This is a genomic window from Chroococcidiopsis cubana SAG 39.79, assembly GCF_003991895.1.
GTDB classification, from domain to species: domain Bacteria; phylum Cyanobacteriota; class Cyanobacteriia; order Cyanobacteriales; family Chroococcidiopsidaceae; genus Chroococcidiopsis; species Chroococcidiopsis thermalis.
On the sequence record NZ_RSCK01000038.1, the window covers coordinates 26,745 to 52,229 of the forward strand.

The following is a 25,485-nucleotide window of genomic DNA, read 5'->3' on the forward strand; positions in this document are numbered from 1 at the left end:
GCTTTGAACGGCTCGAACTCATCATGCATTAGCCCGACACAAATTTTATTGCTTTCAATGAGAAATACTATCATTTAAGTTTGAAGAAGTTCTAATTGAGCAAAAGAATTTCGGTCTGTCAAACGCTAGTTCAGGGGATGCTGGATGAAGAATGCTTCACGCCGTCAAGTTTTGCAAGGTGCGATCGCCAGTGCGATTATTATTGGGTTCAATCCTGCCATGCGATCGTGGGTCACATCCGCCAGTGCTGCATCTGAGTTTGAATCTCTGCCACCCCTGGACGGTATACTTTACACCGATTCTGCCACCCGCAATGCTGCCGCTGATGATTTCGGTCATCTGGTGCGTCGTTATCCAAGTGCTGTACTCAAACCAGGTTCGGTTGAGGACATCGTGAGAATTGTCCGGTTTGCTCGCAGCCACAAGCTGAAAGTTGCTGCACGCGGTCAAGCGCACTCCACTTACGGTCAACCGCTCATAGAGGCGGGGATAGTTATTGATATGAGTTCGCTCGATACGATTCATACTATGAATGCAGAGGGGGCAGAAGTAGATGCAGGCGTATTATGGAGCCAACTGCTCCTGGCATCGTTAGAGCGACAACTGACACCCCCCGTCTTGACAGATTACATCGAGCTATCCGTGGGTGGCACTTTAGCCGTTGGTGGGATCGGTGGCAGGAGTCATCGTTATGGCGTGCAGGTGGATAACGTCCTATCCCTTCAAGTCGTCACGGGTGCGGGCAACCTAGAAACTTGTTCTCGCTCCCAAAATCGCGATTTGTTTGAAGCAGTGCTGGCAGGGTTGGGTCAATGTGGCATTATCGTCAGGGCAACAGTTCGCCTGATTCCGTCTGCCCAAAATAGCCGTGTATTTCTCTTGTTTTACAACGATCTGGCTGCTTTGACGCACGACCAGCGCTGGCTAATTGCCCAAAAACGATTTGACTACGTAGAAGGTCAAGTCGTACCCGATGCTAGTGGTGGATGGCGTTATATGTTGGAGGCAGCTAGCTTTTATACACCGCCAGATGAACCAGACAATAGCAGTTTACTTGCTGGGTTAAGCTACACTCAGGGGACTCAACAGATTGAAGATAAGTCTTACTTTGATTTTGCGAATCGGTTAGCTCCAACTGTAGCTTTTTTAAAGGAAAGTGGAGTATGGTTTTATCCGCATCCTTGGTTAGATTTATTCGTCCCAGCAACAGCAGTCGATCGCTTTGTCGGCGAGATCGTATCTGACTTGACTTTAGCAGATACGGGTCAGGGTCCAGTGCTACTGTATCCCGTGCCAACAGACCGCTTGAGGCTACCGCTGTTTCGAGTTCCTGATGAGGCAGTCGTGTTCCTGTTTGCTATTCTACGCACTGCACCACCTGATGCTAGCGCGATCGCCAAAATGCTAGCTGATAACCGCACGTTTTTCGAGCGCAACCGCGACACTGGTGGATATCGCTACCCGATTGATGCCGTTCCATTTTCTCAAGCCGATTGGAGACAGCACTTTTATCCAGTATGGGGTAGGCTAGTCAGCGCCAAGCGCCGCTACGATCCCGACAATCTGCTAACACCCAGCCAGGGGATTTTCTAGCACAACGAATCGCGCTTAAAAAGAAATTACTAAATACGGTTCCTCAAATTTACCAGATTGTACAGATTTTCCTTTCAACTCTGGTGGTAAAACAATCTGTCGCCTTTGGTCGCCAGCTTCAATAACTATTTCTGCACCTGACTGCGTTAACTTAACTTGTTTTTTATGAAATCCTGGTAAAAAAACGAGAACTTGGCGCTGAACGAGGTCGATTTTGAGCGGTGGTGTCACGGAAATAGTAGCGTTAAAATCTGGCAATTCTTGAATAATTGCCTCCCAATTCCTCTCCTGCAAAGTAGAGATATGATGGACAGCTAATGGGGTAAAAGCCGACTGTATAGCTTCTCTACTCAAATCTCGATCTTGATACGCTAAAACACCACTGACAGTGAGGTTAATTTGTTGGGCGCTGCCCCAGCACCAGCGAGTATCGGCGATCGCTTCTGGTGTATCGTTAGTCACGAGATAGGCTGTTAACTGACCTCCATCGTTAACCACTGCCACTCCTTGCTCGATCCAATGCTGAATTTGAGCCAGTCCTTCTTGCATTTTCTGGCGATCGATATTAGCGTGAAGAATTGCCGCAGCCAATGGACCACCAATTGAATTAGCAATCTCGCTAATATCTAGATCTGCAAATATTTGGTGAAAGCGCCGAAAATACCAATCCAAAGCACTAGGAATCCCTAGCATACGCAGTATCTCTAAATTTTCTCGATCGCTATAAATAATGACATCATAGCTACCACTTTGATAGTATTGTCGTAGGGCATTGAAAGTTAAAAAACTATCAAATCCAGGTAGTATAATCAATTCGGCAGGATAGATTTGTTCGGAAAAAGAATCTGGTAAATAGGTAGAAACAAGTTTTTTGACTTCATCCCAAGCCTGTTCTAACAGTACAGTTGTTTGTAACTGTACGACTTGCAGATGACTCTCAACGCTTTGAGGATGCGTACTTAAAGAAGTTTCTAAAAGTAGCTCCGTACTGGGATTAATATAGGTAGCCAATAAAACTCTTTTACCTTGTCGGGCAAACCATTTTGCAGTAGCAATTGCTAGCGTTGTCCGTTCTCTAGATCCATCGCCCAGAAATGTAATTATTCTGCTCATTGAATCAATCCCGTTGCTAATAGGGAATTGTAGGGGCGAGTCTACCAAAAAATTGCTAAGTGCAGGTATTCTAGTTAAATTCGCCCTTCCGAAATGAGGGATTTACAAGAGTGCATCGAGCGAAAGCTTCACAGCAAATAAGTAACTTAGTTCAACCCTCCCCTACAAAAATAGGATGAGAGATAACTGATAACTTCGTACAGATGTTACATGTAACGTCTCTACGCTGACAACTGACAACTGACTCAATTTACTGTTCGATCGCGCCGAAACAAGCTGCTGCTACTAATAAGAAGGGAGTACCAGGAATCAAAGGTAATAAAACACCAATGACACCTATACCCGCGCAGAGTGTACCCGCAGCAATTAAAGCTGCATTCTTGATTTGCTTGAGCATATTGACTTGAGTGATATCTTGATAGTTTTCAGTCTAGTAATCTTCAGTTTTGTAGTTTTTACACTACCATGTAATAGTTACTACTGTGCATCAAAATTGCAGATGATAGCAACAATCTTTACTCTTCTTAGCATTTCACCTCTTATGTTTGCTCTACAAAGTTTTGCTTTTAGTAAGTGCTAACTGCTAGCGGTCTTTTTTCTGAAAAGAACAGGAAACAAAAGACAGAATAATTTGTAATTCCAACCCTCAACAGAGTCATAAAATACTCATAAGACTGTCATTAGTTTATCTCACATGGCAAATGACCAATAACAAGATTGGTCTTTCACAAATGATAAATGATAATTATCAATGCTGTTCGTAACAGTGAAAGTGAGTTGAATTGTTTTGGCGATCGAGATCGCTGCTAGTTACTTGCGTATCCGTCGTAAAAAAGGCACTAAGAATTGTTTCTAGTCCTTCACTATAGTCTACTTCCCGATCTAAACAAAACTGCTTAAAGCGGCGTGCTACATCTTTTCGCACATGACCCCTGATTTGCACGTAGTTCCGATCGTCTTTTTTTCCCACAGCTCTTCTCAATCAGATTATAATTTTTGCCAAGCGCTGAAATCTAGCCAAATTTAATGTCTATGCGTACCTGAGCCAGCTATTAAATTAAACCAATGGTTTGCATATAAAAATACCATCTCCTAAGCATTAAAGGTTATCTTTCATCGTAAAGTATTACGAATAAAACATAAAAGGTTTAAATGTTCAGTTTTACCTAACGTTACATTAACTTATAGTAATCAATGTAACTTTTTACAATGAGTAGTGGGGAGCCGTAAGCACAGTTTTTCTCTAGTTTCCAAACTCGTGTTGATAGATTTGCAACTTCACACAAATGCAAAGTTGCAAATCTATCAAATTGATAAGTTTGTTTCTATGGCGATGCAGCCAAGCACCCAAGAAACGTAGTGAGTCATTAGATGAGAATCCTTCACGACTCACTCTTGTTCATCCAAGTTCACACTACTTAACCATGTTAAGGGTATGCAAGGCATATAGTTAAATGATATAGGTTATAAGAGCATTCCTGAGTTTTTGAGAAGTAAAATAATGTCTTCAAGCACTGGCACAGACTTAGCAGTGGCTAAGCCTGCCGGAGAGTCTTACGCTTGGCATACTCTGGAAGCTGAGAGAGCCACAGATGTTCTCCAGAGCGATCGCACCTCCGGCTTAACTTCCGCTGAAGTTGAAGAAAGATTACAACGCTACGGTTTCAACGAATTACAGGAAACAGGAGGACGTAGTGGTTGGGAAATCCTCCTAGACCAATTCAAAAACATCATGTTGCTGATGTTGATAGCAGTTGCTGTCATTTCAGCAATTTTAGATGTGTTCGGTACGAAACAACCAGGAGAAATACCGTTTAAAGACGCGATCGCGATTGGCGTAGTGGTCGTTCTGAACGGGTTGCTGGGATATATTCAAGAAAGTCGCGCAGAAAAGGCTTTAGCTGCCTTAAAAGGCTTGTCTTCGCCCAAAGTGCGAGTTCTGCGCGACGGCAAAACCGTGGAAGTCGATTCTAAAGAATTGGTTCCAGGGGACGTAATGTTACTGGAAGCGGGTGTGAAAATTTCTGCTGACGGTCGCCTCTTAGAAGTTGCAAATCTGCAAATTCGGGAAGCCGCCTTGACAGGAGAGGCTCACGCCGTCAATAAACAAGCCACGCTCCAACTACCAGATGATACCGTATTAGGCGATCGCGTCAATATGGTTTACGAAGGTACGGAGGTCGTCCAAGGGCGAGGAACAGTCCTCGTCACGGGGACGGGAATGAAGACTGAACTAGGGAAAATTGCTACAGCACTGCAATCGGTAGAAGCCGAACCCACACCGTTACAAAAACGGATGGCGCAACTGGGCAATACCTTAGTCACGGGGGCGATGATTCTAGTACTGTTGGTGGTGGGATTAGGAATGCTCCACACGCCAACCATGAGTAATTTCGAGAACCTCGTGAAAGTCTCGCTCAGTATGGCGGTTGCTGTCGTTCCCGAAGGGCTACCTGCCGTGATCACCGTTACCCTGGCGTTGGGAACTCAACGCATGGTGAAGCGCAACGCCCTGATCCGCAAACTCCCAGCTGTAGAAACTCTTGGTAGCGTCACCACAATTTGCTCTGATAAAACAGGGACGCTGACTCAAAATAAAATGGTCGTCCAGGCAGTTGCAACAGCTAGCAATTCTCTGCGAGTCACGGGCGAAGGATACGACCCCATTGGCGAGTTTCGCCACCAAGATAGAGTCGTCTCAGCGCCAGACCAACCGGAACTGCAAGCCTTACTCTTAGCTTGCGTACTTTGCAACGATGCCATATTGCAAAGAGATAAAGGCGAGTGGGCAATCCTTGGAGATCCGACCGAAGGAGCGCTGTTGTCTTTAGCAGGTAAAGCAGGGCTAGAAAAAGACCAGCAATCGAGCTGGTTTCCCCGAATTGCTGAGTTTCCGTTCTCCTCAGAACGCAAGCGCATGAGTACGATCTGTGAAGTGAGAAACGAGGACTTAGTGAACTTCCTCGCCTCTCATCCCTCACCGCTCACCGCCCATCCTTATTTGATGTTCACCAAAGGTTCGCCCGAACTGACTTTAGAGCGTTGCACTCATATTCAAACGGGCGATCGCATCAAACCGCTGACTGACGAGATCCGGCTAAACATCCTCGACCGGAACAACCAGTATGCCAGTAAGGGGTTACGAGTTCTGGGCTTTGCCTACAAAGCAATTGCAAGTATTCCCCCAGAGGGTTCGGAAGAAACCTCAGAGAACGATTTAACTTGGTTGGGCTTAGTGGGAATGTTGGATGCACCCCGTCCCGAAGTTCGCGAAGCCGTGGCTAAGTGCCGTACTGCTGGTATCCGTCCTGTGATGATTACAGGCGATCACCAACTGACTGCTCAAGCAGTAGCTGAGGATCTAGGGATTGCTCACCCAGGAGATTTAGTACTGACAGGGCGAGAGCTGGAAAAATTGAGTATGCCAGAACTTGAGGCACACGTCGATCGCGTCAGCGTCTACGCCCGCGTCTCGCCAGAGCATAAATTACAGATCGTCCAAGCGCTACAACACAAAAACCAAATTGTTGCCATGACAGGGGATGGAGTCAACGATGCTCCCGCCCTCAAACAGGCAGATATTGGCGTAGCAATGGGCATTACAGGTACGGATGTCAGTAAAGAAGCTAGCGATATGGTGTTGCTAGACGACAACTTTTCTACAATCGTCTCGGCGACAGAAGAAGGACGAGTTGTTTACATCAACATCCGTCGCTTTATTAGATACATTCTAGGTAGTAACTTAGGAGAGGTTTTAACTATTGCTTCAGCACCGCTATTAGGTCTGGGAGGAGTACCGCTTTCACCGTTGCAAATTCTCTGGATGAATTTAGTGACAGATGGAATTCCGGCGCTAGCTCTGGCTGTCGAACCAGGTAGACCAATTGTCATGCAACAACCCCCCAAAAATCCCAAAGAAAATATCTTTGCGCGAGGACTGGGTTCGTACATGATTCGGATCGGGATTATCCTCGCCATCGTGACGATTATACTGATGGTTTGGGCTTATCACCATTCCCAGGCAGTTCAAGGCGGTGGATTGAGCGCAGACCGCTGGAAAACAATGGTATTTACCACCCTCTGTCTAGCGCAAATGGGACACGCGATCGCGATTCGTTCTAACACCCGCTTAGCGATTCAAGTCGATCCGTTCTCTAATCCCTATATTCTGATTTCAGTCGTCTTGACCACTCTTTTACAACTACTGCTAATCTATGTTCCACCGTTGCGTAGTTTCTTCAGCACCCATTACATACCACCCATAGAACTGCTGATTTGTTTCGGCTTCAGTTCCTTGGTATTTGTTTGGATCGAGCTAGAGAAGCTATTCATCCGTTGGCAAAGATCTCGGCAGCATAGTTAGTTATTGGTCATTGCTCATTTGTCATTGCTCATTTTTTGTTTGTAACTCACTTTAAGGGCGGGTTTAACCGCAGAATTGTTTGTTCTTTCACAGGAATGTTCAAAAAACCCGCCCCTACCATTTCCTGCTAACCCCTATTCCCTAACTCCTAACCCCTGATTATGACTTGGTTAATCTCATTTGTGACTGAAACTTTGGTTGAAGCGATCGCGGTCTGGATTGCGGAATTAGCGATCGCGGCGATCGCAGAATGGATGCGAGAGGCGATCGCCGTTACTCTAGTTGAATGGATGCGAGAGGCTGTAACTCAGCTCATCGCTTTACTGAGCAGCCACAGAGCATATTCTTAAAACCGCGATCGTCTTTATTCCCTCCCGCTTCCCAGGGAGGGATTTCGTGAAAGACAGCACAGTAGAGACACGAAATAGAGACACGAAATAGAGACGCAAAATTGTGCGTCTCTACTGATGGTTCATAGTTTTCGATTTAGGTAAGTAGGGGCGCACAGATGTACGCCCCTACAGAGCGTGTATTTCGTTATTTTTGACTCGTATACTGCACCTGGTTAGGCGAACAATGATTTCCACTGGGTTGTACGACTCCAGTAGAACTTGCAACTTTGATACATGAGCGATCTGCTTGCCATACTTGCCACTGATGCGAGGAAAAATCAATTCCAATCAGTAATAGCAGAAAAGCCAAGGGACCAACTGCAAGGGCGATCGCGGTCTTACGCACGTTAAAAAAGTCTGGATGCTCGATCATGATTACCTCTTGAGAGTGAGTAGTGAGTGGCTGGTGGCTGGTGGCTGGTGGCTAGATTCATTAGTTATTGGTCTAGTCACTAATCACCAGTCACTGATAACCGAATCCTGATTCAGTCATGCAAGTAAAAAGCTGTTAATAGCATTGTGTAGGTCATCAGCAACAACACGCCCTCTAGCCAATTAGACTTACCATCCGTACTGACTGAGTTTGTCATCAGTACAGCTACACCAACTGCTAAAACTGCAAATGTATCAAAGGCTAGATTCATCGGTTGCCCCATTGCTTGTCCCGCTAGAACTAACGCTGGAGCTACAAACATGGCGATCTGCAAGCTAGAACCGAGGGCGATGGAAATAGACAGATCGATTTTTTGCTTCGCGGCACACATACCACAGGTAATAATTTCTACTGCTGAACCGAAAATCGGCAGTAGCATGACACCTGTAAATAAACTAGTCAAACCGAGACTAGAGACAGCTTCTTGCAAACTATCAACTAGTACTTCAGAGACAAATAACAGCGCAACCGTAAAACCTAAGAGCAAACCAACATGTATCCACAGATCGTACTTTTGTCCTGTAGCTTCGCTACCATAGCTCTCAGGTTCGGCATCTTCCTCCAACTCATACATAAATCTATGAGTCTTCATCGAGAAAAATAGCATCATGGCGTAGAAGCCTAGTAACAGTATGGATGCTACAAAAGAAAAATGATTGGCATTGGCGAGTTGATGGCTAGAACTTGTCGTAAATTTGAGCGCTACGGGCATCAAAATAAATACAACTGCCAGATTGAGCGAACCAGAATTGATCCGCGCTACAGTCGTTCGTTTGATGTTGTGCTGAAAATCTAGTCTTTTGAAGCTCAAGCCGTCTAAGATAAATGCGAATCCTAGACCTAATAAAAGGTTAGCAATAATTGAGCCAATTAAACTCGCTTTGACCACCTCAACCATACCCGCTTGCAGGGCAACGATTGAGACGACTATTTCGGTGACGTTCCCAAAGGTGACGTTGAGTAGACCACCTAGAAATGAACCAATTTTGTTAGCGATCGCCTCTGTAAAGTTAGCAATCCATGCTGCTAGAGGGATAATTGCTAAGCCTGCTGTAGCAAAAACAACTAATGGTGGTAAACCAAGTTGTCTAAACAGCAGTGCCAAAGGAACGAACACAAGCATACGTAACAAGAACGCATCCTTGCGTGACATCGTTCGGCGCGACACCACTTTCCCCGCAGTGGGTCTGTCTGGTTTTGTTGATACTGACATTATTCCGGCTCCAAAAGTCTATTGTGCTTTGGAGGGGATGGGGCAATCTCACATACCTAATCCTGCGGAGATTGCTTGGCTGCTTTTCAAGCGACACCCAGCCCAACCTCATTCCATGTAAGGGCGAGTTTAATTCTTGGCAAACCTATCTACAGCCGTTTTCAATTACCACACCTAAGCAAGAAGCTGATGTTGTGCAACAGCCATCTCTTTAATTCATTTCTCAGCTTGTAGAACAGGTTATTCAATCGAGATAGTAGGCACTGCCATTGCTGTTCAGTACCGTCAACTAGAGCGACACTTGATTTGGATATTGGATATTTGAATGAATTAAGAAACTGCAATCGACCCGAAGGTAATGATGCAGCTTTGAAACTCTAAATGCACTTGACTTTAAATGTACAATAAACTCGTTAGAAAAATCTAAAATTTTTGTTAAGTGCAAATAAAGAAAAATAATTATCCTTCTATAGACACATGTAAAAAAGCTGCTATCTCTTGCCCTGCAAGGATTTAGCTCTAATGTAGTAAATCCCCTAAAACTTTTCAAATTGGACTTTATCGATGAGCAAACTATCTGAAATATCTAAACTTATGTAAAACAGCGTGAGGTAAAAATTGACAGATTTCCAAATTTTCAGATGTCAAGTTTTTAACTATATAAAGTGAGAAAATATAACTATTACTTGTTTGCAATTTATTTAATTTGCGAAGTTGTGACTTTCAAATATATTTGGAGGATAAGCTGAGGGATTGCCAAAAATTCGCTCCCTCAACCTCTGACATTTATAAGAACTGCTGGGCGATCGCCAGCAGATTTTGAGATATGTATGCTTTGACTTCGCTGTAAGTGAAGCTATAGCCGTTCTGTTTGCCTAGTTCCACTGCTAGATTTAAAAAACTTTCGCGATCGCCTGACTGTTTCAGCTTTTCTTTGAGCGATGAGTCTTGCAATACCAGTTGATGAAACTGTTCTATTTGTTTTGTCATTGGTCATTGGTCATTGGTCATTGATTGTGAATTAAGAGTGGTAGGGGGGGGTAGCAAGCAGATTCACCGTTCCCAGCGTCAATCTGGAGTCAAAACCCGCCCTTACCCAAGCAGAGAGTAATTACAAATTCGGAATTCCGAATTCCGAATTCCGAATTCCGAATTCCATTGTCTCCCAGTCCTTTTTTAGCCAATTTCCACTTGATGCGGAATTGAACTCTGTTCGGGCTTGGCTTTACTCTTTTTCAAGTCAGTTTTGGCTTCCGCCACCAAGTCCTGAAAAGATTCTGATGCTTCAGCTACGGTACTTTGAGCCTTGTCATAAGCATCTAACATCCAAACCATACCGGTTTTCGCTAAGGATTTGGATGACTCTGACAAAGAATTACCTACAGCTGAATTAGACCCTCCCATAGCAGAACCTACGACACCAACTACAGGTGCTAGGGCTAATGCTCCTAAACCAATCCCTGCTGCTGTTAACGGTTCTAGTCCTAGCAATAAAGCTTCTAGTTCAAGCATGTTGATTCAGTTTCCAAAAAAGAACAATTGCAACTCGTACCGGACGCAACGACTACCTCATGCCTATCGTGGGAAGCGATCGCGCTAAAGCTATTTGTCACTCGTTATTAGCTATTTGCCTAGATCGATGACCGACAGCAGATAACTAATAACCAACAGCTGCTAATCGCGCTGAGTGCGAAAGACAGTCGTTATCTCTGAATTTGGGTCACAAGAGCAAAATGTATTTGCACTCAATCAAACTCTGTCACCCTACGTAGCTTCTAAAACTCAATTTTGATGATAGCAGGAATAACACAAATCTAATTGAACTACTTCAAAGATTTTTAAAAAAGTTAATTGAACCTGAGTTAATACTATAGTTTAATTTTCTTAATCTAAGTTATTAAATCTTAGAACATCTGTTATTGAAAAGTAACTCCACGTACCTGAGCGATCGATAAAATTCAAAACAATTGAAAAATTTGAACTGTTCAATAACTTTACATGCGATCGCTGCCAACTGTTCTTCAGCTTCAGACTATCCGTCACTTAATCGTGTTTTTCACTCTATTCATTTTGCAGCTCGATATCGTCTAAGCCTTGATATACGAGGATTTCGTCGTATTCTTCCGAGCGATCGGCTCTATAGCTAACAACAACTTTTAATCCACGATCTTTTAAAACTTCTACTAATTCGCTAAACTTATCTGGTCTAGTGTAAATTTTAAACATTACTGCTTCCATCTGACTTTGCCTCCTTTAGTATTATTTTTTAAATTGATTTATTTAACAAGTAATCTAACTAAAGTCAGAAATTCTAACTCCATGAACTAGTGGTTTGGCAAAGCTAATGAATGAGTTAAAGCTAAATTATTGTTTTTCTTTTTTCCTGCTTATGAGTGATATTGTTTATAATTAACATGTACGATCGCTCTGTTCGACAATTATTTAATTATCAAACAATTTTGTCGATTTGAGAGATATTAATCAACTAAAATCCGTCATCTTTTCTGATTATTTGGATTGAATTTTATATATACAACTGTCTAGCTTGAAATTATCCAAGCAGCTAGCAGTAAGCGTTACAAGCTTGTTTTCACCCATAACACACCCTCTAAGCAAACTGACTCATCACTGCTTGCAATCGAATATATTAGTGAAATCAATGTATAAAATTGAAATTTGCGATTTATACTAAATCTAAACAAAGTCTTAAAAAAAATCTTGAGTAGACAAAGCAACTCTTATAGTAACGATAGACTAAGACTTAGTAAGTTTTCTTCCCGGAGTGTTAGCTGGACAAAACAATTAGCAATAAAATTTCTAAAACTTTATGTTTCTCTCTCTCACTGTAGGTAGGCTTTTTGTCTGTATCTCTACTCGTGCGATCGCCTGACTTGGTGAAGTCGGTGCAACTTAGCAAGAATAGTCTACACTCATCAATTCAAAGCCGTTTAGATAAAGTTACTCGATCGCGAAGTTGCAACTATGCCTATTCTGAATATAATAGTCATGGTAGGGAGGCAACACATGCCTGTCCAAAGGCAGAGGAAACAAAATTTTCTTTGAAGTAAAAAAGATAAATATCTGGCAAAACTATATTGATAGCGGGTTTTAACAAATGAATAGAATGCCAGTCTCAGTAATCGACGCGGCTCGAAAAGAGTTTAATTATACAGAGCTAGAAGCAGAAATCTCTCAATTTGTGCGACAGCAAACGGGAGAAATCCAAGCCCTGGTGAAACGCACTGCCCAAGATATTATCGAAATCGGGCAGAAGCTTAATGCCGTAAAAGACAAATTGAAGCACGGACGCTTTATTGATTGGATTGAGGCAGAATTTCATTGGAGCTATCCAACTGCGGCGAGATTCATGCAAGTTGCTGATCGCTTTGGTAGCCAAATCTATCAAATTGATAAATTTGCTCCGTCGGCAATGTACGAGCTAGCAGCGCCGTCAACTTCAAAACAAGCGATAGAAGAAGCGATCGCCCTAGCTGCATCGGGGGAAAGCATTACCTACTCGAAAGCGAAAGCACTCAAAAAAAAATACAAGGTTTCTTCGGCAAAGCCAAAGTTAGAAGCTCAATCCACAGTTAGCGAAACCGATCCGAGCAGTCATCAGGCAGTTTCGGCACAAACATCGCTATTATCCCCCCAAGTGGAGATCGTTGAAACAAAGCCTAACACTGTAGCGCGTTTATCTCCCAACCAAGCAAGTAGGAACAGGAAAAGTTCAACTAGCCAGCCGGAAGTTTGCTGGCACTTAGCCAAAGATCACATCTTATATTGCGACGAGCCAAATTCTCCTGCACTCCGTCAACGGCTGCCAGAAAAGCTAAAACTTCTGCTTGCTTTTCCGCCAGTTCCCAATTGGCAGACAGATATTCCCGCAGATACGCGGATCATTGCCACGCGGTATTTACCTAAAGGTAAGAATTCCGAACTACTGGAAAACACTTTAGAGGCATTACTCGATCTCTATACGGAAGTGGGAGAGACAGTCGCAATTTGTTATTTGCCTTTTCCTAAAATCTTAGATGTTTTGAATCGATTTGAACGGCGGGGAATCTTGGTAGAGCCAGATCGCCAGCAAGTACATGAGATCGTTTCTTACTGGAAGAAAGGCTGGAAGAAAGGCGAGACGAAAGTGAAAGAAGTGAGTTTGTGAAAGAAGTCAGAAGCCAGAATTCAGGAGATGGAAGTTAATTTGGCTAACGTTACGTGAAGCAAAAGTTACAAAAAAGAGTTAAAAATGGCAAAATTTCAGGATATTTTTAGCTTTACTTAACATAACGCAGCTTAGAAACGAGAAAATTCTCAGAAATTCTGTGGCGTGAGTGAGGGCGATCGCCAAAAAAATTCCGCTGAACTCTCAGTGAAGCGATCGCCTAAAAGCTAATCAAATTAAAGCTATAACTTGTTCAAACGCGGGATCGAACCAATAACTAATGCAGGCTTCAGAGTCGAATCAATCGATTTAATTGTAGTTTACAAAAGTTTTCTGTTTATTCTGGAAATTTCATAGTAAGCTTTAGAAGAACTCTAAATGCACTCGCTGTAGCACTGTGAAGCTGAACTATAACGCGAGGTCAATGTCTGATTTTTGTCGATCGCCCATATTTTCTATTCGTCCTGGTGAGCTGACGGATCGGGGCAGCATCCAGTTGTTATCAACTGCGAATACCTCAGTTAGTAGAGGTTTCAGCTTGACATCTACAAGGTCTAAAAATTACCCATACAGCTTATATCTGGCAAGTAATGCCTCACAATTGTGTGGTTTGGTATGCGGGCAATCGTAGTGAATTGTGGATTTTACCGCCCCATTCATTAGCAAGCCTCAGCAAACTCAGTATTGCAGGATAAATGCAAGGTATTAGCCAGGGTTTGGACTAACTAAATTTTTGTGTTTTGTCAGCCACTTTGGAGATAACTGTTTGTCATGATTGCTACAAGCGTTACTAATGATTTGACTCCTACGGTTGCTGCGGTTGAACCAACGATTCAAATCGAAAACATCCATTACCAAGTTGTTCACTGGACTGAGGGACGTTTTCGGATTCGCATCCCCAGACTGGCAGACGATCCAGAATATGTCGGCAAGCTTCATTACTTAGTTGACGGGCTAGATTTTGTCAGCGATGTTCAACTCAACCCAGCCTCTCGCTCGTTGACTGTAGAGTATGACTACGAAGCTAGTGCCAAAGCGATCGCGATCGTTCAAGAAAAGCTATTCAGTGCAATTCAAACAGCGCCGCAAGTAGAAGTTCCCATAGGATGGACACCAAAAACAGAGGAGGAAAAAGCTAGTAACGAAGTAGACTTCGTAGAACGGTTAGCTTTTCCTGCGGCTGGTTTAGCACTCTCTGTAGGCGCGATGATAGGCTTACCAATTCCAGGGTTTGTTATTGCTGGCGTAGTATTTGTCGGTGCTATCCCTGTCTTTAAACGAGCCTGGGAAGCAATCCAACAAGACAGACAATTGACAATCGACTTTCTCGATGGTTTGGCACTGAGCTTGCATACTTTGCAAGGTCACTACTTTGCACCATCGTTCATGCTCGGTTTGGTCGAAGGCGGTGAGGCGATCCGAGACTTGACAGCTCGCGGTAGCGAAAGAGCTAACCTCGACCTACTCGACTGTTTGAGTAAGACGGCATTCGTCATTCGTGACGGACAAGTAGTAGAAATTCCCACAGCTGAAGTGGTAGTAGGCGATCGCATTATCGTCTATCCTGGCGACCAAATTCCGGTTGATGGGAGTATCATCAGCGGCACTGGCATTATCGACCAATGCAAATTAACAGGTGAATCAGTCCCCGTTACCAGACGCGAAGGTGAAGAAGTATTTGCTTCCACCCTATTAGTTGACGGGACATTAACAATTGATGCCGAGCGCGTCGGTAACAACACTCGCGCAGGCGTGATTGTCAACTTAATGCAAGCCGCGCCAGTACACGATACCAGAGTTGAAAACTATGCGGCAATGGTAGCCAACCAAGCCGTTCTTCCCACTCTGGCAATTGGTGCTGGTGTCGGTCTAATGAGTGGCGATCTGAATCGTGCCGTTGCTCTGTTAACTTTAGACTTTGGTACGGGCATTCGCGTATCAGTACCGACCACGATCTTATCGGTTCTGACTTACACAGCTCGTAACGGTGTCTTGATCCGCAGTGGTCGAGCCATTGAAATTCTTGCCCGCATCGATACAGTCGTCTTCGATAAAACGGGAACCCTAACTGTCGGTCATGCTGGTGTCAACGACATCGACATCATGGACGATCGCTTTACTAAAGATGATGTTTTGTGCTTGGCTGCAACCGCCGAACAAGGACTAACGCATCCAATCGCTGAGGCAATCGTCCATAACGCCAAAGATAAAGGCATAGCGCTGAAAGAATGCGAAGAGTGGGAATACAAAGTCGGTCTGGGTGCAGCAGCCAAAATCGACGGAATGCAAATCATCGTCGGCAGTCCGCGCTTCATGAACCAAGAGAACGTTTCTCTGGATGAATACGATCGCAGGTATCCCGATGCTAAATCCGGCGGACAATCTCTAGTTTACATTGCAGGCGACGGCAAACTCATCGGCGTAGTCCGCTACAGCGACCCAGCTCGCGAAGAAAGTCGAGAAGTCATCGCCGAATTGAAGCGCATGGGTATTACTGCTTACATGCTCAGTGGTGACGTATCGCGAGTCGCGAAAGCCGTTGCTGGTAACTTGGGCATGAATCCCGACAACATCTATGCTGAAGCATTCCCAGAGCGCAAAGTCGAAGTTGTGAAGTCCCTGCATGACAGTGGCAAGACAGTTGCTTTCTGCGGTGACGGAATTAACGACTCAGCCGCACTCGCTTACGCCGATGTTTCGATCTCATTTGCTGGTGCAACGGATATTGCTAGAGAAACCGCTGATGTCGTGTTGATGGAAGACGACCTGCGCGGCTTACTGATGGCAATTAAGGCAGCAAGACAGGCGATGGATATCATTTGGCAAAACACGGCGATCGTTGCCGTTCCTAACCTTGGCGCATTGGTCTCAGGTATCTTCTTCGCCCTCGATCCACTACTTGCTGTTGTGATCAACAACGGTACGGCTATCCTTGCCGAACTGAATGGCTTGCGTCCGCTGATGGGACCTGGAATGGAAATTCCCGCCCTCACCGGAGCCAAGGCAGTACCTCAAGAAGCAATCGCCGCTCCGTCAGAAACATCCACTCCAGTAGTTAGTGCAACTCCAATTGTCGAGTCGAAACCACAGCCAGCTAAGGAAGACATTGTAACTTCAATTGTCGAGTCGAAACCGCAGCTTGCTGAGGAAGTCAGTGTAGCGATCGCGCCTGAAACGAATGGCAACGGACACTATACAAACGGCAATGGCAACGGACACTATACAAACGGCAATGGCAATGGTAACGGCAAGCATCCAGCAGTAGAAACGGCGATCGAGCTAGAAATGTCGAAGAAACCATCACCTCTAGGTCATTTAAAGCAGAGCGACTTAGCAAGACGTTTGGGTATGTCTCCTCAAACCCTGACATACCGCAGATCGAGAACTGATTTCGTTGAATGGAGCATGACCAAAGATCCAGAAGGTGTTGCATGGTTCTACGAACCAGGTTCGAGATACTTCTACACGGTTGAATTCGACAACTCCAACGCCCAGCAAGAACAGCTAGTTACAGCAGGAGTGCGCTAATGTTTGAACAAATTCAATTGGGAGAAAAGCCCAAGTTCGACTCTAACGTATACGCTGCTTACGATCGCGCTCTTGCTTACGATGAGTTAATTGCCGAGGCATGGGACGGACGCAACCTAGCAGATGCCGATGCCAAGCATGACTCTCACCATACGCTGAATGAGTACCACGCCGCCTACAAAAATCAAAATGGCGAGTATTATATTTACTCATTCACCCACATTGGCTACATACCGGCGATCGCGGTGACGGCGGAAAAACTCGAAAGAGCGCACGCTGCCGAACCCGAATCGATCCATGTCGAACATTGTGGTTGGCACGACAGCGACAACCCGCAAGCAAGAGCAATGGAGTGGTGGAATAGTCATGTCATTGCTCACCTTGCTAGTCGTGTTGTTCCACAACCAACGTAGTTTAATGTCCGTAGAGACATTGCACGCAACGTCTCTACGGACCTCATCCCCTCGTTAAAGATGGATTGCCAAGTTATTCACAGCACGGAGGGGCGCTTGCGGATTCGCGTCCCTTGGATTGCCGACAATTCAGAGTATACCGACAAGCTGAATTGGCTATTAGAGTCGCTGAATTTTGTCACCAGCATTCGGATCAATCCGGCGGCGCGATCGCTGATCGTGACTTACGAAACTCATTTAGTTTCCGAAACGATCGCCGAAGCAGAACTGCTCGATCGCATTCAACGATTCGGTAATGCAGATGGCAGTACCGATCTAATTCTGCCAGAGACAAAACCACTAGACCGACCGCAGGTCAATGAGTGGGAACAACTAGGACTACCAGCAGTTGCCCTCGGACTTGCCTTGGTAGCTGCTCCACTGGAAATTCCACCCCTAATTATTGGTGCGGCGATCGCAAGTGCTGCCGTACCTTGGTTTAGTCGGGCAACTGAGAGTTTAGTTGTCAATCGCCAGCCCAATGTCGATCTGCTAGACTCCCTGTGGATGACATTTCACACCCTCAACGGGCAGTTTGTCGCTCCATCACTGAAGACAGCTTTGGTAGGCGTGCGGCGGACTCTGCGCGGTATGAGTGGAGAGGAAAAAGAACGACAATTTCAACAGTTGTTGAATGGCTCCCAACAGCTTGTTTGGGTCGAACGAGATGGGCAAGAACAACAAATTGCTTATCGAGAGGTCGCCGTAGGCGATCGCGTCATCGTCTATCCTGGCGATGTGATTCCCGTAGACGGGCAAATCTTACAGGGAACGGCATTAATTGACGAACGGCACTTAACTGGCGAGCCGCAGCCAGTCGTTGCTACAGCAGGCGAAGATGTCTGTGCCTCTGCCCGATTGTTAGAAGGTAAACTCTGCATCCAAGCCAAACGCACTGGTTACAATACCCGCGTCGGATTAGCTTTTCAATTGTTGCAAGCAGAACCCGTATACGACACCCAGATCGGTACGCAGCAGGCAGAATTTGCCAAAAGTGCTGTCGTACCGACTATCTTTTTAGGTGCATCTATTTTTGCCTTGACTGGGACGTATGGTCCGGCGATTACGCCCTTCCAACTCGACTTTGGTAGCGGCATTCAAATTGCCATGCCCACAGCTTTTCTGGGCGCTCTCACAGCTGCGGCACGTCATGGCGTGTATATTCGTAGCGGTCGCGTTTTAGAGTTGCTGGCTCAAGTTGATACTATAGTTTTCGATCGCACTGGTACTTTGACGCAAGGCAATGCAGTTGTAGCCGTCCATACCACAGATCCAAGTATCTCCCCTACTGAAGTATTAAAACTCGCCGCAACCGCTGAAGCCTCTCTCAATCATCCCGTAGCAACTGCGATCGTCTATGCTGCTGAAACCCAAGGGATTCAGTTATTGGAATGCGAAACATGGGATTACTTTGCTGGCATGGGAATTGCTTGTCAGATCGACGGGCAAGAAATCTTAGTTGGAGGCGATCGCCTATTGCAACAACACCATGTCGATGTCAGCTGCCTTCAGCCTGAAATTGATGCTAGTACTGACTCCTACATATACGTGGCTAAAAACGGGCAAGTTATAGGAGCAATCTTCTATACTGATTTTTTACGCCCAGAAAGTGCAGACATAATTGCAACTTTGCAACAATTGCAAATTGAGATTTATGTAGTGACAGAAGACAATCCCAAAGTTGCCAACGCTGTTGCAACGCAACTGGGTATGACTCCTAATTGCGTTCACGCCCATGCAACTAGCCAGAACAAAGCCGAGTTAGTACAAGCACTGTGCCACCACGGTAAAACTGTGGCTTTTGTCGGGGATGGAATTAACGAAGCGGCGGCGCTATCTTTTGCCGATGTCTCAATCTCTTTTGCATCTAGTAGCGACATAGAAGCAGAAACCGCAGATGTCGTACTGTTAGATCGCGATTTAGCTGGGATAGTAGAAGCGATCGCCTTAGCCAAAAGAGCGATGGAAATTGTTTATCAAAATGCTGCGATCGTCATCGTTCCTAATCTCGCCGTAGTCACTGGCGGGATCTTTTTCGGTCTTAACCCGATTGTCAATGTCGTCACCAACAACTTTACTGCCTTCCTAGCTGAATTCTTCAACAGTACGCGCCCCCTCTTGAGGACAAGGAGGACAAGGGAGACAAGGGAGCAGGGAGCAGAGGAACTTCAGGTGCAGAGGGGCGACTACCAATTACCAATTACCAATTACCAATTACCCATGATGAAAAAACTCGCCCAGGTAGAAACCTAAAAGCGAGTGTTGAGAGGGTTGTTTAAGAGCGAGAGGGGAAGGCGGTTACCTTCCCAGGTTATAGCGTGTTACGACATCACTCCTCATCCACCAAAAAATATCCAAAGCTCAGAGCTTATTGAGATACGATTGATACCTCACGGGGAGCTTCTGGAGCGCCATTAGTCGGTTTAGTTCTTTCTAATTTAGCTTCAGCAACTAAATCTTGGAAAGATTCGCCAGCTTCGGCAATCAAACGTTGTCCCTTGTCGAATGAGTCGAGGGCAAAAACTAAACCATTTTTAGCAGCACCTCTTGCCGAGTCCGAAAGAGAGTTACCCGTCATTGAATTGATCGCGCCGATCGCCGGAACTAAAATTAATGCACCAGCACCAATAGTTAATGCTGTAATTGGCTCAAGACCTAGTAACAAAGTCTCTAGTTCGAGCATCTTTATTTATCCTCCAAAAATTACTGAACGGTTAGGTATCGCGTAACTACTATAGATGTAGCCGACAGCTAATTTGACTGTAGGAATTAGCCTCTGTTTGCTTCACATCGCACGCTATGTAGCAGACTAATAACTATTAACTACCAGAAATAATGGTTACGCGAAATGTCAGCCACGACAGGGTGAAGTAACAAGGTTGACAATTAGCAAATACAGATACATTTTCTCGTTACTTCGGCATATACCTTTAGTGGTATTGCTTTCTTGTAGAATACAATAATTACTAGCAATAAGAGCGCAAATTTAGAAATCTTAAAAGAACAATAGTATAAATAAATATAATCTGTTCTGCGATTAAAGTGTTGGTTTTACTAGTAGCAGAACTCTATAATATCTGATACAATCTTTTTAAATTATTTTTTATTTATCTTTTCAAATTCAATTAGGTTTTATTTTGGATAGAGTAAAGATTCTCAGGAGATTTTGAAGCTATAAAATCTCCTAAAATTACAAAAAAGTATGGCGGACAGGATTTAAAGATTCTGGGTGCTTCACCAACCCGCCCCAAGTATCGAAACGTGCCTAAATGGAAGAACTTTTCCTTTCTACATGGCGCGACGATCGAGTTGAGAGTTCGGTTGCCCGAACTGCTAAAAATAGCGATTTAGCAACTTTTCGATAGTGCTATCGTGTTTAATTGCAACTTTTAAAACCAAGCTGCAATAAACATTGACTCAAGAATTGACTCAAGCAGAGTCGCGAAGCAGAAGAAAGCTAAAATTAAAAAAGGAGTTCCTGGTAATATAGGAAGAATAACTCCTACAATCCCAACCACCAAGCTAATCGTTCCTGCAACTAGTAAAGCAACGTTCTTAAGTGTTCTTAGCATATTTTTTTCTCCTGCTCTTGGTTTCAACTTTTCAACAATTTCAACTTTCTCAAAGCATTGAATTGCAGAACAGTTTTCAGTATAAATTGAAGGAATTGAAGCGAACATCTACCAAGAGGAATGTGACATTAGGTGGAAATTGAGACGATTTACCTTACTTTTAAATAGTCAGCTATTAAAGTCATGATTGCTTATAGTTTTGATTTTCTGAGTGTGGCGATTGCTGGCAACTGATAACTGATTATCCGGTTTCCTAATCATAGAGTTATGAATATACGAACACTTTGTGACCTGAACTTGTGCTAATAGTAGAAAGCACATGGATAGTTCATCTCAGCTCAAAAGCTGAAAAACGGCACATAGCCCGTCCAATGAACTTTGAGTTTATGCAGGAATCAATCGTAACTGTCAAGAAGAGTTTATCCTTCTTGCGGTTCTTGCTTAATTCCTGCATTTTTGTAAAAATCCCCTTAATAATCAAATAAAAAAGTTGTGGATGTTTAATAAGGCGAAAATAATATGCTGCAAGCAATCCAGCCTGAGTCCATAGAAGAGCGATCGCTAGAATATGAAGTCATCCACACAATTGAGGGTCGCTGGCGCATCCGCGTTCCTCGGTTAATCGATGACTCAGAGTATGCTAGTAAACTGAAATGGTTATTTGATACTTTCGAGTTTGCAATTTACGTCCGAATTAACTGTCTGGTTGGTTCGCTCGTGCTGGAATATGATGTTTGTGCCATTGCTCCCACACAATTAAAAGAGAAAATTGGCACTGCCATTCAACAGGCTTACGTTATCGAATTACCTGTGGCGGCAGCACCCGAACAACTCGACCAAAGACCCGAAATCGATTGGGTAGAACGCCTGGGTTTGCCGATGTTAGGGTTGTCTCTATCTTTGCTTGCCAATCAACTAGCAATGCCAATTCCGGCAATCTTGGTAGGCGGAGCAGTGGTTGCCGCAGCTTTACCGTTTTTGACGCGAGTGTTCGAGACGACGGTAAAAGAAAAGCGACTAGATGCCGACCTGCTCGATGCGCTATGGATTAGTCTTTATACTGCCAAAGGCGATTTTGTTGCTCCGGCTTTAATGGTCAGCATGATTGAATCTGGCGAGTTATTACGCGATGTCACCGCCAGCGCCTCAGATCGACAAGCATTAGATTTGGTGAATAGTTTGGGTGAATATGCCTTAGTAGAACAGGACGGAGAAGAACGGCGAGTTCCGCTCAAAGAAGTACAAATAGGCGATCGCGTTGTTGTCTACCCAGGTAGCATAATTCCTGTCAGCGGTCGCATCCTGCGGGGTAAAGCTTTAATCGACGAACACAAACTTACTGGAGAATCTACCCTTGTTTCCCGCTGTGAAGGGCAGGTAGTACACGCCTCTACTTTATTAGTAGAAGGAAAGCTTTGCGTTCTGGTCAAACGGGTTGGTGATAGTACCCGCATTGGTGTTGCATTCCAGTTAATGCAAGCCGCTCCCGTCCACGATACCCGCGTAGAAGATTACGCCTCAAAACTCGCCAATGCTGCCGTATTACCTACCTTGGGCTTGAGTGCCTTGATTTTTGCCGTGACGCGAGACTTCTCTAGGGCAGTGGCTCCCTTACACCTCGATTTCAGCCAAGGCATTCGGCTTTCCGTTCCCACCACAGTGATTTCTGCACTCTCCTATGCAGCACGCAATGGCGTATACATTCGTAGCGGCAGGGCATTGGAAATGCTAGCGCGGGTCGATACCATCGTATTTGATAAAACGGGAACGCTGACGCAAGGCAATCCGGCTGTCGTGGCAATTCGTACCGCTAGCGATCGCATTGACGCAGATCGAGTCCTGACAGTCGCCGCCTCCGCCGAGCAAACCAACACCCATCCCGTTGCCGACGCGATCGTCCGCTACGCCGAAGCTAACGGCATCGAACGGCAAAAGTGCGAAGTTTGGGATTATCAAATTGGCTTAGGTATTGTTGCTCAAATTGCCGGACAAAGAGTGCTAGTCGGTAGCGATCGCCTAATGCGGCAAGAGGGCATTGAGTTGAATGCATTTCACGCTCGATATCCTGACATCACGTCCGGCAACCACTCCCTCGTCTACGTGGCGCAAGATAGCGAACTGCTGGGGGCAATTTTATATACCGATCCCGTGCGTCCAGAAAGCCATAGCGCCGTTGCTGCTCTTAAAGCTCAACGTTTAGATATTTATACACTCAGCGGCGATCGGCAGCGCGTTGCGAATGAAGTCGCCGAAAAATTAGGCATAGAGCCTGACAATACCTATAGTTCCTGTTCGCCCCTCCAAAAAGTTGAGATCGTTCGCCAACTGCGCGATAATGGATGCACGGTGGCATTTGTAGGCGAGGGCATTAACGATGCTGCGGCGCTTGCCTATGCCGATGTTTCGATTTCGATTGCCTCTGGAAGTGACATTGCACGGGAAACAGCAGATGTGTTGCTGCTAGACGACGACTTGCGAGGACTGACAAAAGCGATTGAAATTGCCAAAAGGTCAATGGATATCGTTTACCAAAATACAGCTTTAGTTGCCATTCCCAACATTGGAGTTGTACTTGCAGGTATTTTCTTCGCCTTAAACCCAGTTCTCTCAGTCATTATCAGCAACGGTTCTGCCCTCCTTGCCGAGTTGAATGCTTTGCGCCCGCTATTCGATGCGGAAGACGATCCGATCGCCAAAATCTCCACCGCTAAGTTTTCTAACTCCAACACGAGCAATGATATTCCAGATTTCTCACCTCTGATGGCAACTGTCTGAATCAGCGATTGGTTATCAGTGACCAGTGACTAGTTATCAGCGACCTGTTACCAGTGGTAATGGGTAGTTGGTAGTTGGTGGTTGGTGGTTGCTCCCCCTGCTTCCTTGTCTCCCTTGTCTCCCTTGTCTCATAAAAATTCTAGCCCTTAGCCCCTAGCCCCTCCTATGGCTAAATGTCCTGTTTGCCAGACGGAATACATTGAAGGCGAAATTGAAAATTGCCCTGTCTGCCATTGGCAACTCCAGCCTTACCCATTTTTAGTTAGCTTACTGCCAGATTGGATCGAGCAAGAGAAAGTCAAACTAGAGTGGGCGCGGAAACAGTGGATGGCAACTAAGTTGCAAAAAGAACAAATGCATCAGTTGCAACTGCAAATCAAACAAGCCAGACAAAAAGAATCTCATCTTCAGTTTCAGCTAGAACAATCGCTCCAAGAGCGATCGCGCTTGCAAAGCAAATTGTCTCAAGTCGATCGAGAGCGATCGCAACTACAAGTAGAGTTAGAGCGCGTACCATCATTACTGCTGGAGAGCATACCTACTAGCAGATCGGAATTTTCTTTCTCTGTCCTAACCTTAGACGATCGCGGCAAACAAATCGATCGTCATACCAGCTTTGCCCAATCTTGGAGCGAGCAACTGGGAGATGGGATCGAGTTAGAAATTGTTTCAATCGCATCTGGTACGTTTTGGATGGGTTCGCCTCCGAATGAAGAGGGACGGGAAGCCAACGAAGGACCGCAGCACCAAGTTACGGTCAAATCTTTTTGGCTGGGAAAATATCCAGTCACTCAAGCTCAGTGGCAAGCAGTCGCGGCTTTACCTAAAGTCGAACGATCGCTCAATCCCGATCCTGCTCATTTTAAAGGCGAAGATTTACCCGTAGAACAAGTCACTTGGTACGAAGCAGTTGAGTTTTGTGCCAGACTCAGCCGCAAAACTGGACGCGAGTATCGGTTACCCAGTGAAGCCGAGTGGGAGTATGCTTGTCGGGCGATCGCCTCGACTAAATTCGATCTGAGTCAGGCAGCGTTTAAATACACTGAGGATCGAGAAATCTTTAAAGCACAGGCAACAAAGCCATTTCACTTTGGCGATACGATCGTTTCTGATGTTGCTAACTACGACGGCAACTATACTTACCGCTCTGGAATCCGAGGAACTTATCGACAGCAAACAACTCCTGTAGGTAGTTTTGGTGTCGCTAATGCCTTTGGATTATACGATTTGCACGGGAACGTCTGGGAATGGTGCGCCGATCCTTGGTACTCCAACTACAAAGGCGCTCCTACCGATGGTAGCGTTTGGGATTTTGGGGGAGACAACAGCCAGAGACTACTACGAGGCGGTGCTTGGTACTGTATTCCAAAGCTCTGCCGTGCCGCACAGCGCCACTGGGATCGAGCAGATAATGGTGGTAGCGGTATCGGTTTTCGCATCGCCTGTTCCTTTTTTTAAGCGTAAGGAGAAAGCAGAGGGAGCAAGGAGAAATCGCGCTGGCGCGGAAGTCGTTTGGCGTGGGAGTCAGAATTAACTGGTAACAGGTCAGTGGTCATTGGTCACTGTATCCGGTGCTTCTGCCTGTTTGTAATGAGGCTCCTCGTCGCTACTTTTGTTAGTCTTGCCAGCAGTCTGCTCTTTTTTGGCTTCAGTCACCAACTCTTGCATGTATTCCTGGGCTTGGTGGCTAAACTCCTGCACTCGATCCATGCTTTCTAAACCCCAAACGATAAAAGCTTTTGCCAATGCTCTAGTTGATTCTGCAAGAGATTTATTGAGGTCGTCAGAACTCATATCGGTTAGTCTCAAACTAGATTTTAATTCTGTTTTATCTGTATTTAAAGGCGATCGGTGCTTTTGTCAGTATATTTCGATATTAAAAATAC

22 protein-coding genes are annotated in these 25,485 nt (G+C 45.1%); 11 read left to right on the top strand and 11 right to left on the bottom strand.

Translation table 11 applies throughout. The features are described from left to right. Nucleotides 1–144: 144 nt before the first annotated feature. Nucleotides 145–1,593 (top strand): FAD-binding protein, encoded by a 1,449-nt coding sequence (locus DSM107010_RS20695; RefSeq protein WP_106169191.1) that lies wholly within the window; start codon nucleotides 145–147, stop codon nucleotides 1,591–1,593. A 15-nt stretch (nucleotides 1,594–1,608) separates the two neighbouring features. On the opposite strand, the gene DSM107010_RS20700 is transcribed toward DSM107010_RS20695, so the two are convergent. From DSM107010_RS20700 to DSM107010_RS20710, 3 genes are all read right to left on the bottom strand, one after another. Further along, nucleotides 1,609–2,706 (bottom strand): Get3/ArsA fold putative tail anchor-mediating ATPase NosAFP, encoded by a 1,098-nt coding sequence (locus DSM107010_RS20700; protein WP_127023800.1) that lies wholly within the window; start codon nucleotides 2,704–2,706, stop codon nucleotides 1,609–1,611. Nucleotides 2,707–2,956: 250 nt separating this feature from the next. Further along, nucleotides 2,957–3,103, bottom strand: coding sequence for a DUF454 family protein (locus DSM107010_RS20705; RefSeq protein WP_015155682.1), 147 nt, complete (start codon nucleotides 3,101–3,103; stop codon nucleotides 2,957–2,959). Between the two features lie 351 nt (nucleotides 3,104–3,454). Then, complete coding sequence (locus DSM107010_RS20710; protein ID WP_015155681.1) at nucleotides 3,455–3,676, bottom strand: hypothetical protein; 222 nt, start codon at nucleotides 3,674–3,676, stop codon at nucleotides 3,455–3,457. A gap of 531 nt (nucleotides 3,677–4,207) precedes the next feature. Between DSM107010_RS20710 and DSM107010_RS20715 the strand changes: the two genes are divergently transcribed. Beyond that, nucleotides 4,208–7,069, top strand: a complete 2,862-nt coding sequence (locus DSM107010_RS20715; protein ID WP_106166128.1) for a cation-translocating P-type ATPase — start codon at nucleotides 4,208–4,210, stop codon at nucleotides 7,067–7,069. Nucleotides 7,070–7,230: 161 nt separating this feature from the next. Further along, nucleotides 7,231–7,419 carry a hypothetical protein gene (locus DSM107010_RS20720; protein WP_015155679.1) on the top strand — a complete coding sequence of 63 codons (189 nt, stop codon included), beginning with the start codon at nucleotides 7,231–7,233 and terminating at the stop codon, nucleotides 7,417–7,419. Between the two features lie 187 nt (nucleotides 7,420–7,606). On the opposite strand, the gene DSM107010_RS20725 is transcribed toward DSM107010_RS20720, so the two are convergent. Next, nucleotides 7,607–7,834, bottom strand: coding sequence for a hypothetical protein (locus DSM107010_RS20725; RefSeq protein WP_015155678.1), 228 nt, complete (start codon nucleotides 7,832–7,834; stop codon nucleotides 7,607–7,609). A gap of 112 nt (nucleotides 7,835–7,946) precedes the next feature. Further along, nucleotides 7,947–9,047, bottom strand: coding sequence for a calcium/proton exchanger (gene cax, locus DSM107010_RS20730; protein ID WP_041462524.1), 1,101 nt, complete (start codon nucleotides 9,045–9,047; stop codon nucleotides 7,947–7,949). Between cax and DSM107010_RS39890 the strand changes: the two genes are divergently transcribed. Then, nucleotides 9,037–9,228: a hypothetical protein gene (locus tag DSM107010_RS39890; RefSeq protein WP_127023803.1), complete on the top strand. Its 192-nt coding sequence runs from the start codon at nucleotides 9,037–9,039 to the stop codon at nucleotides 9,226–9,228. The genes cax and DSM107010_RS39890 overlap by 11 nt on opposite strands. Nucleotides 9,229–9,893: 665 nt before the next feature. On the opposite strand, the gene DSM107010_RS20740 is transcribed toward DSM107010_RS39890, so the two are convergent. The 3 genes from DSM107010_RS20740 to DSM107010_RS38605 form a co-directional block, all read right to left on the bottom strand. Next, nucleotides 9,894–10,097, bottom strand: a complete 204-nt coding sequence (locus tag DSM107010_RS20740; protein WP_015155676.1) for a Nif11-like leader peptide family natural product precursor — start codon at nucleotides 10,095–10,097, stop codon at nucleotides 9,894–9,896. A gap of 186 nt (nucleotides 10,098–10,283) precedes the next feature. After that, nucleotides 10,284–10,619, bottom strand: coding sequence for a hypothetical protein (locus DSM107010_RS20745; RefSeq protein ID WP_015155675.1), 336 nt, complete (start codon nucleotides 10,617–10,619; stop codon nucleotides 10,284–10,286). A 549-nt stretch (nucleotides 10,620–11,168) separates the two neighbouring features. After that, nucleotides 11,169–11,345: a hypothetical protein gene (locus DSM107010_RS38605; RefSeq protein WP_158631828.1), complete on the bottom strand. Its 177-nt coding sequence runs from the start codon at nucleotides 11,343–11,345 to the stop codon at nucleotides 11,169–11,171. Nucleotides 11,346–11,965: 620 nt separating this feature from the next. On the opposite strand from DSM107010_RS38605, the gene DSM107010_RS20750 reads away from it, so the two are divergent. From DSM107010_RS20750 to DSM107010_RS20770, 5 genes are all read left to right on the top strand, one after another. Beyond that, on the top strand, nucleotides 11,966–12,175 hold the full coding sequence (locus tag DSM107010_RS20750) for a hypothetical protein (protein WP_127023805.1): 210 nt from the start codon (nucleotides 11,966–11,968) through the stop codon (nucleotides 12,173–12,175). A gap of 47 nt (nucleotides 12,176–12,222) precedes the next feature. Then, nucleotides 12,223–13,272: a DUF3102 domain-containing protein gene (locus DSM107010_RS20755; protein ID WP_015155673.1), complete on the top strand. Its 1,050-nt coding sequence runs from the start codon at nucleotides 12,223–12,225 to the stop codon at nucleotides 13,270–13,272. 771 nt (nucleotides 13,273–14,043) lie between these two features. Next, the gene (locus DSM107010_RS20760; protein ID WP_106166129.1) at nucleotides 14,044–16,800 is read left to right on the top strand and encodes a heavy metal translocating P-type ATPase; all 2,757 of its coding nucleotides are present in this window, start codon (nucleotides 14,044–14,046) and stop codon (nucleotides 16,798–16,800) included. Beyond that, on the top strand, nucleotides 16,800–17,213 hold the full coding sequence (locus DSM107010_RS20765; RefSeq protein ID WP_106166130.1) for a hypothetical protein: 414 nt from the start codon (nucleotides 16,800–16,802) through the stop codon (nucleotides 17,211–17,213). Before DSM107010_RS20760 ends, DSM107010_RS20765 begins: the two co-directional genes overlap by 1 nt. A 60-nt stretch (nucleotides 17,214–17,273) precedes the next feature. After that, a complete protein-coding gene (locus tag DSM107010_RS20770; protein WP_106166131.1) occupies nucleotides 17,274–19,505 on the top strand; it encodes a heavy metal translocating P-type ATPase in 2,232 nt (743 codons plus the stop codon). Nucleotides 19,506–19,620: 115 nt separating this feature from the next. Here DSM107010_RS20770 and DSM107010_RS20775 read toward each other — a convergent pair whose 3' ends face one another. Both DSM107010_RS20775 and DSM107010_RS41435 read right to left on the bottom strand, forming a co-directional pair. Continuing rightward, the gene (locus DSM107010_RS20775; RefSeq protein ID WP_106166132.1) at nucleotides 19,621–19,935 is read right to left on the bottom strand and encodes a DUF5132 domain-containing protein; all 315 of its coding nucleotides are present in this window, start codon (nucleotides 19,933–19,935) and stop codon (nucleotides 19,621–19,623) included. A 706-nt stretch (nucleotides 19,936–20,641) separates the two neighbouring features. After that, nucleotides 20,642–20,932 (bottom strand): DUF454 family protein, encoded by a 291-nt coding sequence (locus DSM107010_RS41435; RefSeq protein ID WP_241994287.1) that lies wholly within the window; start codon nucleotides 20,930–20,932, stop codon nucleotides 20,642–20,644. Between the two features lie 411 nt (nucleotides 20,933–21,343). Here DSM107010_RS41435 and DSM107010_RS20785 point away from each other — a divergent pair, with 411 nt between their 5' ends. Both DSM107010_RS20785 and DSM107010_RS20790 read left to right on the top strand, forming a co-directional pair. Further along, nucleotides 21,344–23,599: a heavy metal translocating P-type ATPase gene (locus tag DSM107010_RS20785; protein WP_106166133.1), complete on the top strand. Its 2,256-nt coding sequence runs from the start codon at nucleotides 21,344–21,346 to the stop codon at nucleotides 23,597–23,599. Nucleotides 23,600–23,764: 165 nt separating this feature from the next. Further along, entirely contained in the window at nucleotides 23,765–25,057 is a 1,293-nt protein-coding gene (locus tag DSM107010_RS20790; RefSeq protein ID WP_106166134.1) for a formylglycine-generating enzyme family protein, read from the top strand. Between the two features lie 87 nt (nucleotides 25,058–25,144). Here the strand turns inward: DSM107010_RS20790 and DSM107010_RS20795 are convergent, their stop codons facing one another. Beyond that, nucleotides 25,145–25,393 (bottom strand): hypothetical protein, encoded by a 249-nt coding sequence (locus DSM107010_RS20795; protein ID WP_106166135.1) that lies wholly within the window; start codon nucleotides 25,391–25,393, stop codon nucleotides 25,145–25,147. Nucleotides 25,394–25,485: the final 92 nt, after the last annotated feature.